At 72.2% G+C, this 14,460-nt stretch carries 15 protein-coding genes; 12 read left to right on the forward strand and 3 right to left on the reverse strand.

The window, feature by feature from the left end:
• Entirely contained in the window at positions 1 to 1,446 is a 1,446-nt protein-coding gene (locus tag C1I92_RS04785; RefSeq protein ID WP_146605021.1) for a hypothetical protein, read from the reverse strand.
• Complete coding sequence (locus C1I92_RS04790; RefSeq protein ID WP_111253531.1) at positions 1,439 to 1,921, reverse strand: sigma factor-like helix-turn-helix DNA-binding protein; 483 nt, start codon at positions 1,919 to 1,921, stop codon at positions 1,439 to 1,441. The genes C1I92_RS04785 and C1I92_RS04790 overlap by 8 nt, the downstream gene beginning before the upstream one ends.
• Positions 1,922 to 2,114: 193 nt before the next feature.
• Here C1I92_RS04790 and C1I92_RS04795 point away from each other — a divergent pair, with 193 nt between their 5' ends.
• The 11 genes from C1I92_RS04795 (at position 2,115) to C1I92_RS04845 (ending at position 11,911) form a co-directional block, all read left to right on the forward strand.
• A complete protein-coding gene (locus tag C1I92_RS04795) occupies positions 2,115 to 3,536 on the forward strand; it encodes a cell division protein PerM (RefSeq protein ID WP_111253532.1) in 1,422 nt (473 codons plus the stop codon).
• A 19-nt stretch (positions 3,537 to 3,555) separates the two neighbouring features.
• The gene (purN, locus tag C1I92_RS04800) at positions 3,556 to 4,161 is read left to right on the forward strand and encodes a phosphoribosylglycinamide formyltransferase (RefSeq protein WP_111253533.1); all 606 of its coding nucleotides are present in this window, start codon (positions 3,556 to 3,558) and stop codon (positions 4,159 to 4,161) included.
• Positions 4,158 to 5,717, forward strand: coding sequence for a bifunctional phosphoribosylaminoimidazolecarboxamide formyltransferase/IMP cyclohydrolase (purH, locus tag C1I92_RS04805; RefSeq protein WP_111253534.1), 1,560 nt, complete (start codon positions 4,158 to 4,160; stop codon positions 5,715 to 5,717). The genes purN and purH overlap by 4 nt, the downstream gene beginning before the upstream one ends.
• Positions 5,718 to 6,013: 296 nt before the next feature.
• Positions 6,014 to 6,187, forward strand: a complete 174-nt coding sequence (locus tag C1I92_RS04810) for a DUF5302 domain-containing protein (protein WP_199520959.1) — start codon at positions 6,014 to 6,016, stop codon at positions 6,185 to 6,187.
• Positions 6,188 to 6,230: 43 nt separating this feature from the next.
• Entirely contained in the window at positions 6,231 to 7,100 is an 870-nt protein-coding gene (locus tag C1I92_RS04815) for a bifunctional methylenetetrahydrofolate dehydrogenase/methenyltetrahydrofolate cyclohydrolase (RefSeq protein WP_111253536.1), read from the forward strand.
• Between the two features lie 75 nt (positions 7,101 to 7,175).
• Entirely contained in the window at positions 7,176 to 8,303 is a 1,128-nt protein-coding gene (locus C1I92_RS04820) for a citrate/2-methylcitrate synthase (protein WP_111253537.1), read from the forward strand.
• The gene (locus tag C1I92_RS04825) at positions 8,300 to 8,653 is read left to right on the forward strand and encodes a DUF3017 domain-containing protein (RefSeq protein ID WP_158563994.1); all 354 of its coding nucleotides are present in this window, start codon (positions 8,300 to 8,302) and stop codon (positions 8,651 to 8,653) included. The genes C1I92_RS04820 and C1I92_RS04825 overlap by 4 nt, the downstream gene beginning before the upstream one ends.
• A gap of 32 nt (positions 8,654 to 8,685) precedes the next feature.
• The gene (locus C1I92_RS04830; RefSeq protein WP_111253539.1) at positions 8,686 to 9,672 is read left to right on the forward strand and encodes a malate dehydrogenase; all 987 of its coding nucleotides are present in this window, start codon (positions 8,686 to 8,688) and stop codon (positions 9,670 to 9,672) included.
• A 54-nt stretch (positions 9,673 to 9,726) separates the two neighbouring features.
• Positions 9,727 to 10,944: an NADP-dependent isocitrate dehydrogenase gene (locus C1I92_RS04835; protein ID WP_111253540.1), complete on the forward strand. Its 1,218-nt coding sequence runs from the start codon at positions 9,727 to 9,729 to the stop codon at positions 10,942 to 10,944.
• Positions 10,945 to 10,957: 13 nt separating this feature from the next.
• A complete protein-coding gene (locus tag C1I92_RS04840) occupies positions 10,958 to 11,620 on the forward strand; it encodes a hypothetical protein (RefSeq protein WP_111253541.1) in 663 nt (220 codons plus the stop codon).
• Positions 11,621 to 11,707: 87 nt separating this feature from the next.
• Positions 11,708 to 11,911 (forward strand): hypothetical protein, encoded by a 204-nt coding sequence (locus C1I92_RS04845; RefSeq protein WP_199520960.1) that lies wholly within the window; start codon positions 11,708 to 11,710, stop codon positions 11,909 to 11,911.
• 21 nt (positions 11,912 to 11,932) lie between these two features.
• Here C1I92_RS04845 and C1I92_RS04850 read toward each other — a convergent pair whose 3' ends face one another.
• The gene (locus C1I92_RS04850; RefSeq protein WP_111253542.1) at positions 11,933 to 12,940 is read right to left on the reverse strand and encodes a LacI family DNA-binding transcriptional regulator; all 1,008 of its coding nucleotides are present in this window, start codon (positions 12,938 to 12,940) and stop codon (positions 11,933 to 11,935) included.
• A 110-nt stretch (positions 12,941 to 13,050) separates the two neighbouring features.
• On the opposite strand from C1I92_RS04850, the gene C1I92_RS04855 reads away from it, so the two are divergent.
• Positions 13,051 to 14,460: an L-fucose/L-arabinose isomerase family protein gene (locus tag C1I92_RS04855; RefSeq protein ID WP_111253543.1), complete on the forward strand. Its 1,410-nt coding sequence runs from the start codon at positions 13,051 to 13,053 to the stop codon at positions 14,458 to 14,460.

The raw sequence follows: 14,460 nt of genomic DNA on the forward strand, positions 1-14,460 counted from the left end.
TCACCCCCCGATCCGCTGCGCGGCGTGTTCGACCAGGCCCCGCATCTGTTCGGGGGAGAGCTCGTCGTCGAGCAGCCCGTAGTAGACGACGGTGACGACGTCGCCGCTGACCGCGGCGCCGTAGAGCCACTCGAGCCCGTCACCGCCCGTCAGCCGCCAGGTGGCGCCGTCGTAGCCGTCGCCGGAGACCGTGCCGGTGTCCTCCACGGCGTCGGTGGACTGGACCGGCTGGCCGGCGGCGGCCACCAAGGTGTCGTAGTGGGCCCGCGCGGATGCGGCGTCGGGGAACGTGGCCCGCAGCTGGTCCAGGACGGCACCGCCCGTCTCCAGCGGGTCGCTGTAGAAGCGCTGCTGCAGCGACGTGGCGCCGTCGGCGAACGGGTCGACCGGCAGGTTGATGAACCCGTAGTCGGTGGGCCCGGCCGCGTCACCGCCCTCCTGGACATCGCTGCCCTGGGTGAGGGCGGTGAGTCCCGCCTCGGCGAGGTCTTCGATGAAGAGCCAGCCGTCGACGTCGCCGACCGGCTCGGGGTACACCTGCTCCCGTTCCGGCGTACCCGGGCAGTCCACGTCCGACACGGCGCAGAGCGTGGACACCGCCTCGATGGCATCCTCGGCGCCCGGCGGGCCGATGTACTCCTGACCGTCCCAGCCGCGGAAGGCGGCGCTGATGAAACCGTCGGCCCGGACGATGCTGGCCGACACGTAGGTGGCGGACTCCTCGGTGCGCGGCGGGCCGTTCCAGACCATGAGGTAGCCCTCGTCGCCGACCCCGGTGAGCCGCCAGACGTCGGACAGGTAGTAGTCGTCGCCGCTCTGCGCGCAGTCGGTGATCTCGTCGCGCAGCTGCTCGAGCCGGGCCTCGGCGCCGGTTCCGGCCGGCTCCACCCAGTGGTCGAAGCGTGACTGGACGCTGGTCTCGTAGGAGACCCCGGCCGCGGTGTCGGCGAAGTCCGGGACACAGGGCAGCCAGGTGTCGTCGGCCGGGACCTCGGCCCAGTCCAGGTCGGCCGGGTTAGGGTCGAGCAGGAAGTCGATGCCGATGAGCGCGCCGGGCGGGACGGCGAGCGAGCCGGTGCCGTCGTCGCCATTGCCGTCGCCGTTCGCGCCGCCGGGGTCGGGGCTCTCGCCGTCGCCGGTCGGGTCCGGGGTGGGCACGGCCGGTGGTGTCGACGGGGGTGGTGTCGAGGGGACGGCCGTCGGCGAGTCCGTGCCGGTCGGCGACTCGGCCGGCTGCGGCGACGCCACGAAAGCGGGCGGGTTGACCGCGACCACGCCGAGTGCGACGGCCACCACGCCGGCCAGCACGCCGCCCGTGACCTGGTGCCGGGTCCGCTGGGCGGCCCGGCGCCGTGCGGCGCCCGGACCGGGCAGCGAGATGCCCGCAAGGTCCGATTCGAGCGACGACAAGCGCCGGGAAAGGCTGTCGTCGTGGCTGTCAGACACGGTGGCCTCCGGTGAGAAGGGCGGGGTCGCCGGGGAGAATACGAGCCAGGGTGGCATGCGCCTTCGCGAGACGGTTCTCGACGGCCGCGACCGACGTTCCGGTCTCGGCCGCGATGTCGGCGACGGACGCGCCGGCGAGCTGCCGGACGACGATCGCGTAGCGCTGCTTCTCGGGCAGTTGCCGCAGCGCGGCGACGAGCTCGGCGCAGCCGCCGGACGGGGCCGGTCGTGCCGGACGCGCCGGGCGGCGCCGGGGCCGCCGGCGGCCGGACGCCAGCCGCCACGCGGAGCCGCGCACCCACGCCTCGGCGCTGGTCGCGGCCATGACGGCGGGCCAGTGCTGCCAGGCCCTGGCGTAGGCCTCCTGGGTGCATTCCTGGGCGGCGGAGAGGTCTCCGGTCAGCGCGTAGAGCTGGTGCAGCACACGCCGGCTGGTGGCGTCGTAGAACGCGTCGAAGTCCGCGGGCTGGCGCATGCCTGAACCTCCCCTGTGCCCATCGATTGTCCGCTTACACCCAGGAGGACCCGTGAGTGCGCCCCACGGTTGCACGACCAATTCGGCGATCGGGCGCGTTTCCTCGTAATCCGCTCTCGGAATACGCAGCTGATCAGCCGTTTGTCGGCGTGGTGCCGCCGAATAGTGTGCCCTTTCCGGTGACGATGGAGGCGTGGCCGACCTGCTGACCCGACCGCTGCTCCGGCGCGATGAGCCGGCGTGGGGGTCGCGGGTCCCGTGGTTGGCGGCGATCCTGGCGACGGCGTGGGCGCTGCTGGCCGGGTTCGCGCTGTGCGTCCTGCCGGGTGTCGCGATGTGGATCGCCGAGGGCGCGGTCGGCCCGCTCGGCGACCCGCTGCGGATCGGCTCCCGGGTCTGGCTGACGGCGCACCGCGCCGGCCTGGAGGTCGGCGACGGGGCGTTCACGCTCGCCCCGCTCGGCCTCACGCTGCTGTTCGTGCTGCTGCTGCACCGGTCCGCCCGGTGGGCGGCGCACTCGGCCGGCGTGGCGACGACGCGGGGCGCGGCCGCCGTCGTGCTGCCGGCGGTCGTCACGTACGTCGTGGGCGCGGGCCTCATCGCGTCGCTCTCGGTCAGCCCCGGGGTGGCCGGTGATCCGCTGACGGCGATGCTGTGGGCGGCGCTGTGGTCCGCCGCCGCGGTGACGACCGGGGTGGCGCACGAATCCGGGCTGCTGGCCGAATGGTGGTGGCGGGTGCCACCTCTGATGCGCGCGGCACTGGCCGGCGCGGCCGCGGCGGTGGCGGGGCTGGTCGTGGTGGGTGCGGTGCTGATGGGGGTCAGCCTGGTCATCCACCTCGGCCGGACCGGGGACCTCGCCACCGCCCTGGACGCCGGCCTGCTCGGCACGACGCTGCTGGTCGCCGGCTGCGCGTTGCTGGTGCCGAACCTGGTGCTGTGGTCGGCGGCGTTCGCGCTCGGCCCCGGCTTCGCGGTCGGGACGGCGACCTCGGTGGCGCCCGACGGGGTCACGCTCGGCCTGGTGCCCGCGGTGCCGCTGCTCGGCGCGCTGCCGTCCAGCCTGCCCGGCTCGGTCACCTGGCTGGTGGTCGCGGGCCCCGTGCTCGCCGGCGTGCTGGCCGGGGTGCTGGTGCACCGCCGGCTGGGCCCGGTGCGGGGCGTGTCCGCGGCGGACGTGCCGGAGGACGAGGCCGACGTCGACGAGGTGGACGACGAGGAGGAGTCGGCGGCCGTGCCGCTGGCTCAGGCGGCGGGCGTGGCGGCCGGCGCCGGTGCGATCGCGGCGGTCGCGATGGCGGTGCTGGCGTTGCTGTCCGGCGGCTCGGTGGGTGCGGAACGGATGACGGCGCTCGGCCCGGTCCCGTGGGAGGTCGCGGCGGCGACGTTCGGCCTGGTCACGGTCCCTGCGGTGGTCGTGGTCCTGGGCCTTCGCCTCCGCCGGCGTGCGGTGGATGCCGCGGACGAGGCAGTGGACGAGGCAGTGGACGAGCCGGTGGACGGTGCGGCGCATGCGGTGGACGTCGACCCGGCGGACCGGGCAGTAGACACAGCGGAGGGTGAGCCGATCTCCGTAAAAGAAGAGGACCCACCACCTCCGCCGCCGGAGCGATAGGCCCAGGTATTGTCGGCGGGTGACCTGCCGGATCGTGGTGCTGGTGTCGGGTACCGGCAGCAACCTCGCCGCCCTGCTCGACGCCTGCGCCGACCCTTCCTACGGCGCCACGGTCGTGGCCGTCGGCGCCGACCGCGACGGGATCCGGGCGCTCGACCTCGCCGCCGACGCCGGTGTGCCGGCGTTCGTCGAGCGCGTCAAGGACCACCCCGAGCGGACCGACTGGGACCGCGCCCTGGCCGAGCGCACCGCCGAGCACGCACCGGACCTCGTCGTCTCCGCCGGCTTTCTCAAGTTGGTCGGTCCCGCGTTCCTCAGCCGGTTCGGCGACCGCTACCTCAACACCCACAACGCGCTGCTGCCGTCGTTCCCCGGTATCCACGGTCCCCGCGACGCGCTCGCCTACGGCGTCAAGATCACCGGCGCCACCCTGTTCTTCGTCGACGAGGGTGTCGACACCGGCCCGATCGTCGCGCAGGTCGCGGTCCCCGTCCTCGACGACGACACCGAGGACACGCTCACCGAGCGGATCAAGGTCGCCGAGCGCGCCCAGCTGGTCGAGTACATCGGCCGGCTGGCCCGCGAGGGCTGGACCATCACCGAGAGAAAGGTCACCATCCCGTGAGCGAGGCACGTACGCCGATCCGGCGCGCGCTCATCAGCGTCTACGACAAGACGGGGCTGGAGGAGCTGGCCCAGGGCCTGCACGCGGCCGGTGTCGCCATCGTCTCGACGGGGTCGACGGCGGCCCGCATCGCGGCCGCGGGCGTGCCGGTGACCGCGGTCGAGGAGCTCACCGGGTTCCCCGAGTGCCTCGACGGCCGGGTGAAGACGCTGCACCCGAACGTGCACGCGGGCCTGCTCGCCGACGTCCGCCACGAGAGCCACCGCACCCAGCTCGACGAGCTCGGCATCGAGCCGTTCCAGCTGCTGGTCAGCAACCTGTACCCGTTCGCCGACACGGTCGCGTCCGGCGCCGGGCCGGACGACGTGATCGAGCAGATCGACATCGGCGGTCCGTCGATGGTCCGCGGCGCGGCGAAGAACCACGCCAACGTCGCCGTCGTCGTCGACCCGGCCCGTTACGGCGAGGTACTGGCCGCCGTCGAGGCCGGCGGGTTCACGCTGGGCGAGCGGCAGCGGCTGGCGCTGCAGGCGTTCACCCACACCGCCACCTACGACGTGCACGTCGCGTCCTGGCTGGGCAGCGTCGTCGCGCCGCCGGCCGACGGCACCGTGTTCCCGGAGTGGGTCGGCGGCGCCTGGGACCGCAGCGCCGTCCTGCGCTACGGCGAGAACCCGCACCAGGCCGCGGCGCTGTACCGCGGCTTCGGCGACCCTGGGCTGGCCGGCGCGGAGCAGCTGCACGGCAAGGAGATGTCGTACAACAACTACGTCGACGCCGACGCCGCGTGGCGCTCGGCGCACGACTTCGCCGAGCCGGCCGTCGCGATCATCAAGCACGCCAACCCGTGCGGGATCGCCGTCGGCGCCGACATCGCCGAGGCGCACCGCAAGGCGCACGCCACCGACCCGGTGTCGGCGTACGGCGGGGTCATCGCGGCCAACCGGCCGGTCACGGCCGCGGCGGCGGAGCTGATCTCGACCATCTTCACCGAGGTCGTCGTCGCGCCGGACTTCGAGCCCGGCGCGCTGGACCTGCTGACGCAGAAGAAGAACGTGCGGCTGCTGCGCGTCGCCGGCGACGGCGCCCGCCCGGTCGAGACGCGCGCCATCTCCGGCGGCCTGCTCATGCAGCAGGTGGACCGCGTCGACGCGCCCGGCGACGACCCCGCGACCTGGACGCTGGCCGCCGGCGACCCCGTCGACGGGGCGACGCTGGCCGACCTCGTGTTCGCCTGGCGGGCGGTACGGTCGGTGAAGAGCAACGCGATCCTGCTGGCCAGCGGCGGCGCCGCCGTCGGCGTCGGCATGGGCCAGGTGAACCGCGTCGACTCCGCGCGACTGGCGGTGAGCCGTGCCGCCGAGCGCGCCGCCGGCTCCGTCGCCGCCTCCGACGCGTTCTTCCCGTTCGCCGACGGCCTGCAGGTGCTGACGGAGGCCGGCGTGCGCGCCGTCGTCCAGCCCGGCGGCTCGGTGCGCGACGAGGAGGTCGTGGCGGCGGCCCGCGAGGCCGGTGTGACCATGTACTTCACCGGGACCCGGCACTTCTTCCACTGACGGCCGGCGCACGTTCGCCGCGTCGCGTTGGCCGTGATGCGTGGCGTTGGCCGTTGTGCTGCAGTGGCCGTCCCCCTGCTGCCGGCCAAGACCAAAGCCACATCGAACCGGCCCGACAGGCCGATGCCACAAGCCGGACGCCGGAGTGTCGCCGTCTCACTGACCGCAGCCCGTCGCGACGGGGCCGAACGCCCGAGCGTCGCTGAGCGGACCCCGTCGCCACACCGACACGGCCCGTCGCCGGGCACGTGGGAAGCCGTGATGATCAGGCGCGTCGGCGAGGTAGGGTGACGACCATGGCAGCCAAGAAGTCCGGCGGCAACGACGATCTCAAGGCCAAGATGCGCGAGGCCCTGGAGCGGAAGAAGTCCGCCGACCACGACCACCCTGACGACCACGCGTCCGGCACCGGCCCGTCGCACGAGGACGGGGCGAAGACCCAGCGGATGTTCCGCCGCAAGAGCGGCTGAGCACCCGTCGGCGGCCGCGGCGGTCCATGCGAGAATCAGATACGTGAGCGCAAAGATTCTCGACGGCAAGAACACCGCGGCCGCCATCCGCTCCGAGCTCACCGCCCGGGTCAAGGCCCTGGGCGAACGGGGCGTGATCCCCGGGCTGGGCACCGTCCTGGTCGGTGACGACCCGGGCAGCCACGCCTACGTCGCGGGCAAGCACCGCGACTGCGCCGAGGTCGGCATCGAGTCGCTCCAGGTGGAGCTGCCCGCCACGGCCACCCAGGCCGAGGTCGAGGCGGCCGTCGCGCAGTTGAACGACGACCCCGCCTGTCACGGCTTCATCGTCCAGCTGCCGCTGCCGAAGGGCCTGGACGAGGAGCGCGTGCTGTCGGCCATCGACCCGGCCAAGGACGCCGACGGCCTGCACCCGCAGAACCTCGGCAAGCTGGTGCTGATGCAGCCGGCGCCGCTGCCGTGCACGCCGCGCGGCTGCCTGGAGCTGCTGCGCCGCTACGACGTCCCGATCGACGGCGCCGAGGTGGTCGTCGTCGGGCGTGGTGTCACCGCCGGCCGGCCGATGGGACTGCTGTTCACTCGGCGCAGCGAGAACGCCACCGTCACCGTCTGCCACACCGGCACCCGCGACCTCGCCGGCACCGTGCGGCGGGCCGACATCGTCATCGCCGCGGCCGGTGTGCCGGGGCTGATCACCGCCGACATGATCAAGCCGGGCGCGGCCGTCCTCGACGTCGGCATCACCCGCGTCGTCGGCCCGGACGGCAAGGGCCGCTACACCGGAGACCTCGCGCCCGAGGTGCGCGAGGTCGCCGGGCACCTCGCACCGATGCCCGGCGGCATCGGCCCCATGACTCGTGCAATGCTGTTGGCCAACGTCGTGGAGGCGGCCGAGTCCGCCGTCCGCCCGTAGGCCGGACCCACGCCCGGCGAGCGGATCGGCGGCCTCGAGGCCGGTTCGTTCTTCCCCCTGAGGAGGACTCATTTCATGGCCGAGAAGTCTCCGCGCGGCCTCGCCGACGTCGTGGCCGCGTCCACGTCGATCTCCGACATCGACGGGCGAGAGGGTCGGCTCTGGTACCGCGGCTACGACATCCATGACATCGCCGGGCGCATCTCCTTCGAGGAGTGCGTCCATCTGCTGCAGCGGGGGACGCTGCCGACCCAGGCCGAGCTCGACGGGCTGACGGCCGAGCTGGCCGACGGCCGCCGGTACGGCTCGGTGGCCACGACGCTGCTGCCGTACGTCGTCGGCAACGGCACTCCGATGGAGGCGCTGCGCACGCTGGTGTCGTCGCTGGCCATCGACGACCCCGACGCCGAGGACGCCTCCATCGACGCCGACCGGCGCAAGGCCACCCGGCTGGTCGCCCAGCTGCCGGTGCTGGTCGCCGCCTACGAGGCGCAGCGCTCGGGCCGCGAGGTGCCCGACGCCGACCCGGAGCTGGGCATCGCCGGCAACTTCCTGCTGCAGATCACCGGCGAGCGGCCGGCCCCGCGGGCCGCGGAGATCTTCGACGAGTGCCTGGTGCTGCACGCCGACCACACGATGAACGCGTCGACGTTCACCGCCCGGGTCATCGCCGCCACGCTCTCGGACATGCACTCGGCCATCACCGGCGCCATGGGCGCGCTGCGCGGGCCGCTGCACGGCGGCGCGAACGAGGCCGTCATGAAGACGCTCACCTCGATCGACGGTGAGGAGGACGCCGTCGACCAGTTCGTCCGCGACGAGCTGGGCGCCGGCCGCAAGATCATGGGGTTCGGCCACCGGGTCTACAAGACCGAGGACCCGCGCGCCACGCACCTGCGCAAGATGAGCGAGGAGCTGGCCGACCTCACCGGCAACCGCCGCTACTACGAGTTCTCCCGCCGCATGGAGCAGACGGTGCTCGACGAGAAGGGCCTGTACCCGAACGTCGACTTCTTCGCCGCCAGCGTCTACCACGCGCTGGGGATCCCGACCGACCTGTTCACGCCGGTGTTCGCGATCTCGCGGATGAGCGGCTGGACGGCACACGTCATCGAGCAGCACGAGGACAACCGGCTCATCCGGCCCGACAGCGACTACACCGGGCCGCACGACCAGCAGTGGGTGGAGATCTCGAAGCGGTGAGCACACGCGCCGGTTCCCATCGCGCCGCGGCCAGCAGCCGCTGGGCGCAGGCCGCCGAGCGGCGGCTGACGCCCGCGAGCTGGCTGCGCGCGACGTTCCGGCAGTGGCCGCTGCTGCTGTCCCTCGCCGTCGTGGCGCTCGGCACCGTCATCGTCGCCGAGAACCACTTCCGCCGCGGCACGTTCATCATCGCCGCCGGCATCTGCCTGGCCGCCGTGCTGCGGGCGGTGCTGCCCAGCGGCGTCGCCGGCCTGCTCAAGGTGCGTTCGCGCGCCATCGACCTGCTGACGCTGGGGTTCCTGGGGGCGGGGACCCTGATCGCGTCGCTCATCGTCCCGCCCCCGTCCTGAATCCGTTCAGCTCACCGAGGAGAAGAACCACCATGGCCCAGGCGCCCGTCAACGTCACCGTCACCGGCGCGGCCGGTCAGATCGGCTACGCGCTGCTCTTCCGGGTGGCGTCCGGCCAGTTGCTGGGGGCAGACACCCCGGTGCGGCTCAAGCTGCTGGAGATCCCGCCGGCGGTGAAGGCGGCCGAAGGCACCGCGATGGAGCTGGACGACTGCGCGTTCCCGCTGCTGTCGGGCATCGACATCTACGACGACCCGCGCCAGGCGTTCGACGGCGTCAACGTCGCCCTGCTGGTCGGGGCGCGGCCGCGGACGAAGGGCATGGAGCGCGGCGACCTGCTCGAGGCCAACGGCGGCATCTTCAAGCCGCAGGGCGAGGCGATCAACGCCGGCGCCGCGTCTGACGTCCGCGTGCTCGTCGTCGGCAACCCGGCCAACACGAACGCGCTGATCGCCCAGTCGCACGCGCCGGACGTCCCGGCCGAGCGGTTCACCGCGATGACCCGGCTGGACCACAACCGCGCGCTGTCGCAGCTGTCGGCGAAGCTGGGCGTCGGCGTCGCCGACATCAGCAAGCTGACCATCTGGGGCAACCACTCGGCCACCCAGTACCCGGACATCTTCCACGCCGAGGTCGCCGGCAAGCCGGCGGCGGAGCTGGTCGACGAGGCCTGGCTGACCGACGACTTCATCCCGACGGTGGCCAAGCGGGGTGCGGCGATCATCGAGGCGCGCGGCGCGTCGTCGGCGGCGTCGGCGGCCAACGCGGCCATCGACCACGTCCACTCCTGGGTCAACGGCACGCCGGAGGGCGACTGGACGTCCGCCGCGATCCCGTCCGACGGCTCCTACGGCGTGCCCGAGGGGCTGATCTCGTCGTTCCCGGTGGTGTCGCGGAACGGCGCCTGGGAGATCGTCCAGGGGCTGGAGATCAGCGCGTTCTCCCGGCTGCGGATCGACGCGTCGGTCCAGGAGCTGACCGAGGAGCGCGACGCCGTCGCCGGGCTCGGGCTGATCTGAGCCCGTCTGTTATCTTGACGTCGAGACAAACATTCTCTTTCTGGAGTTGCTGACATGGCGAAGATCAAGGTAGCCGGGCCGGTCGTCGAGCTCGACGGCGACGAGATGACACGGATCATCTGGGCGTTCATCAAGGACCGCCTGATCCACCCGTACCTCGACATCGACCTGCGCTACTACGACCTCGGCATCGAGCACCGCGACGCCACCGACGACCAGGTCACCATCGACGCCGCCAACGCCATCAAGGAGCACGGCGTCGGCGTCAAGTGCGCCACGATCACGCCGGACGAGGCGCGGGTCGAGGAGTTCGGTCTGAAGAAGATGTGGGTCTCGCCCAACGGCACGATCCGCAACATCCTCGGCGGCGTCGTGTTCCGCGAGCCGATCATCATCTCCAACATCCCGCGGCTGGTGCCGGGCTGGACCAAGCCGATCATCATCGGCCGTCACGCCCACGGCGACCAGTACAAGGCCACCAACTTCAAGGTGCCCGGCGCCGGCGAGCTGACCATCACGTTCACCCCGGCCGACGGCTCCGAGCCGATCCAGCACGTGGTCGCCAACTACGGCGACGACGGTGGCGTGGCGATGGGCATGTACAACTTCAACAAGTCCATCGAGGACTTCGCCCGCGCCTCGTTCTCGTACGGCCTGCAGCGCAACTACCCGGTCTACATGTCGACGAAGAACACCATCCTCAAGGCCTACGACGGCGCCTTCAAGGACATCTTCGCCGACGTCTTCGAGCGCGAGTTCAAGGCCGACTTCGAGAATGCCGGGCTCACCTACGAGCACCGGCTCATCGACGACATGGTCGCGGCCGCGATGAAGTGGGAGGGCGGCTACGTCTGGGCCTGCAAGAACTACGACGGCGACGTCCAGTCCGACACCGTCGCGCAGGGCTTCGGCTCACTCGGCCTGATGACGTCGGTGCTGATGACGCCGGACGGCAAGACCGTCGAGGCCGAGGCCGCGCACGGCACCGTCACCCGGCACTACCGCCAGCACCAGGCCGGCAAGCCGACCTCCACCAACCCGATCGCCTCGATCTTCGCGTGGACCGGCGGCCTCAAGCACCGCGGCAAGCTCGACAACACCCCCGAGGTCACCGGCTTCGCCGAGACCCTCGAGGACGTCATCGTGAAGACCGTCGAGGCCGGCGTCATGACGAAGGACCTCGCGCTGCTGGTCGGACCGGACCAGGAGTGGCAGACCACCGAGGACTTCCTCGCCGCGCTGGACGAGAACCTGGCCAAGCGGCTGGTCTGAGCCGGTTTTCTCTGTGGACGAGGACGGGTTCCGGGCGCTGGCGCGCTCGTCGCCCTGGCGGTGGCGATCGGTCGAGCTGACCCGCACGCTCGTGGGTCACTCGATCGTCGCCGAGCAGGCGGTCCGGGCCTGGATCGACCGGCCCGGCCGCATGCGCGTCGTCGACCACGAGGGCGTCGAGCACCTGGTGGACGAGACGCCGCAGCTGCCGGCGGACATCGCCTTGCCGCTGGACCCCGGTGCTCCGGCGCCGGTGCTGCGGGCCGACGGCCTGGTCGCCGAGCGCCCGTCCACGGTCCACGTCTTCTACGACGACCCGATGTACGAGAACTACCTGTGGGTCGCGATGCTCGACCCCGTCGAGCTGTCCGGCGGGGTCGACGTGCTGATGGTGCGCGACGGGGTGCGCGCCGGCCGCCCGACGGTGGAGGCGACGGTCCGGCCGACGTCGTCGTACGACCCGCGCTGCACCTGCTGCGCGATGCTGTTCGGCGAGGTCGCGGCCGGGCTGCTGCGTGACGAGGGCGGCCCGCAGCCGGACGAGCGCGCCTACGCCGACTCCTTCGACGTCGCACTCGACGTCGAGACCGGGATCTGCGTGCGGCTGCGCGAGCTCGGCGGCGACAACGACGGCGCCGGCTTCGACGTCACGATCGCCGCCGTCACGCCGGCCTGAGGGACGCCCGAGGGTGTGGGAAATGCCCACTGACAGGTGCGGCATTTTGCTGCTCGAGCGTGTGGGAGGACGATCGCGGCCAGCCGGTTGGCCCGCAGCCACTTCCTGCCCGACCAGCTCGCCCAAGCCGTCGTCGGCGCCGATCCCGATGCGGCGCTGCGCCATCTCGCCTGGCTGCGGGACGAGTTGGGCGATCGGTTCATCGGTGGTGCCGTGCTCCACACGGGTCCGCGAGCCTTCGTCGTCGATACGGACATCGTCGCGGCGCCGATCGCCGGCCTGTGGTCGTAGCGGGCGAGAAATCGGTTTCTGTCAGCCGTCTCGGCGTGAGCTGGCCCGCACCTGCAGTGCGGTCGGCAGGACGACACGGGTGGGCTCGGCGTCCGGGCTGGTCAGGCGCTTCGCGAGCAGCTGGGCCGCCCGCCGGCCGACCTCGTAGGTGGGCTGGGCGACGGTGGTCAGGGTGGGCCGGATGAGGTCGGCCCAGGGGATCGCGTCGAAGCCGACGATCGCGACCTCGGACGGGACCGCGATGCCGCGCTGCACCAGGCACTCCATCGCGCCGATGGTCATCAGGTTGTTCGCCGCGAACACGGCGTCCGGCGGCGCGTCGGCGTTGTCGTCCAGCAGCGACGCCATCGCCTCGTAGCCGCCGCGCTCGCGGAAGTCGGCGTGGCGGATCAGCGCCGGGTCGACCGGCCGGCCGGCCGCGCGCAGCGCCTTGCCGTAGCCGTCCAGCCGCTGCGTGGCGGTGCTCAGCCAGCGCGGCCCGCCGATGCAGGCGATGCGGCGAAACCCCTGCTCGACCAGGTGAGCGGTGCCGAGCTCGGCGCCGTGCTCGTTGTCGACGAGAACGGTGTCGGTGCTCTGCCCGGACAGCTCGCGGTCGATGACGACCACGGGGCAGTCGGCCCGCAGCAGCAGCTCGACGTCGTCGACGCGGTTCGAGGACGGGGAGATGATCACGCCGGCCATCCGCTCGGCCAGCGCCGCGGCGATGTAGTTGGACTCCTTCTCCGGGTTCTCGTCGCTGTTGCAGAGCACGACGGAGTACCCGGCCGAGAGCGCGACGTCCTCGATGCCGCGGACCATCGAGGTGAAGAACGGGTTCTCGACGTCGGAGACGATCACCGCCCACAGCGTGGTCTGGCTGGTCCGCAGGTTGCGGGCCACGGCGTTGCGCCGGTAGCCGAGCTGCTCGACGGCGTCGGTGACCCGCTCGGCCAGCGCCGGGTCGACCCGCACGTGGCCGTTGAGCACGCGCGACACGGTGGCGGCCGACACCCCGGCCTGCCGGGCGACGTCGTAGATCGTGACCACCGCACCCCTTCCGTCCGTCGCCGGCCGCCGGCACCCGTGCCGTTGACATCCGCTCCGCCGTCATCCTAGCGTGTCTGTGCAATCGATTTCTCGACCTCGAGGGGTGCACCGTGGCACGTATCGGCCTGCTGACGATCTCCGACGGACGCGACTTCGTGCACCGCGACATCGCGGACTGGGCGCGATCGTCGGAGGACGCGATCACCGCCGCGCTGGAGGGCGCCGGCCACGAGGTGGTCCGGGCGCCGGAGCTGGTGTGGACGAACGAGCTGGCGTCCAGCCAGGCCCGGCTGGTGGCCGAGGCGCGGCCGGACCTGACCATCTTCAACTACTCGGTGTGGGCGTTCCCGCACTTCTCGATGCTGGCGGCCGACGCGACGCCGGGGCCGCTGGTGCTGCTGTCGAACATCGACCCGGTGCAGCCGGGCATGGTCGGCATGCTGGCCGCCGGCGGTGCGCTGGACCAGATCGGCCGGGTGCACGGCCGGGTCTGGGGCGACGTCGCGGACCCGGAGACGCTGGGCCGGCTGCTCGTGCACGTCCGGGCGGCGCAGGCGGTCGGCGGGCTGCGGGGGAGCACGTTCGGCCGGTTCGGCGGCCGCCCGATGGGCATGTACACCGCGGTCGCCAACACCGACCAGTGGCTGTCGACGTTCGGCGTCGACGTCGAGGAGATCGACCAGTGGGAGATCGTCCGTCGCTCCGAGCTGGTGTCGCCCGCCCGGGCCAAGGAGGGCCGGGAGTGGCTGGAGAAGCACGCCAACGTCCACTACGACGGCAAGCAGCTCACCCCGGAGCTGCTGGAGCGGCAGATCCGCTCGTACCACGCGGTGCGTGAGCTGATCGACGAGTGGAACCTCGACTTCTCCGGCATCAAGGGCCAGCCGGAGCTGACGACGCACTTCACCACGATGGACATCACCGAGGCGTTCCTCAACGACCCGTACGACTGGGAGGGCCCGAAGCCGACCCACGTCACCGCGACGGAGTCGGACATGGACGCCGCGCTGACGATGCAGATCCTCAAGCTGATCTCCGGCGACCCGGTGCTCTTCGCCGACGTGCGGCACTACCACGCCGACCGCGACATCTGGGATCTCGCCAACTCCGGCCAGCACGCCACCTGGTACGCCGCCCGCAGCGACGACCCGGCCGAGAACCTGCGCCGCGTCCACCTCTACCCGGAGGTGTTCTTCTTCCCGGCCGGCGGCGCGTCCGTACACCACATCGCCGCGCCCGGCGAGATGACCCTGGCCAGGCTCACCCGGCACAGCGGCCACTACCGCATGCAGGTGGTACGCGGCGCCTTCGAGGACTACGGCGACGAGGTCAACGAGCAGCTCGCGCGGCAGTCGACGTTCGAGTGGCCGCACGCGTTCACCCGCATGGACGTCCCGGCCGCCGAGTTCCTGTCCCGGTTCGGCGCCAACCATATCCACGCGGTGCCGGGCGACTACCTGGCCGAGCTGGAGCAGGTCTGCCGGCTGCTGGCCGTCGACTACCAGCGGCTGGGCGGCTGA

It is taken from the genome of Jiangella anatolica, assembly GCF_003236295.1.
GTDB lineage: Bacteria > Actinomycetota > Actinomycetes > Jiangellales > Jiangellaceae > Jiangella > Jiangella anatolica.

Excerpts from the sequence above, each read along its gene's own strand:
- C1I92_RS04790 (WP_111253531.1), bottom strand. The coding sequence starts at position 1,921 with ATGCGCCAGCCCGCGGACTTCGACGCGTTCTACGACGCCACCAGCCGG.
- C1I92_RS04830 (WP_111253539.1), top strand. The coding sequence starts at position 8,686 with ATGGCCCAGGCGCCCGTCAACGTCACCGTCACCGGCGCGGCCGGTCAG.
- C1I92_RS04835 (WP_111253540.1), top strand. The coding sequence starts at position 9,727 with ATGGCGAAGATCAAGGTAGCCGGGCCGGTCGTCGAGCTCGACGGCGAC.
- C1I92_RS04820 (WP_111253537.1), top strand. The coding sequence starts at position 7,176 with ATGGCCGAGAAGTCTCCGCGCGGCCTCGCCGACGTCGTGGCCGCGTCC.
- C1I92_RS04810 (WP_199520959.1), top strand. The coding sequence starts at position 6,014 with ATGGCAGCCAAGAAGTCCGGCGGCAACGACGATCTCAAGGCCAAGATG.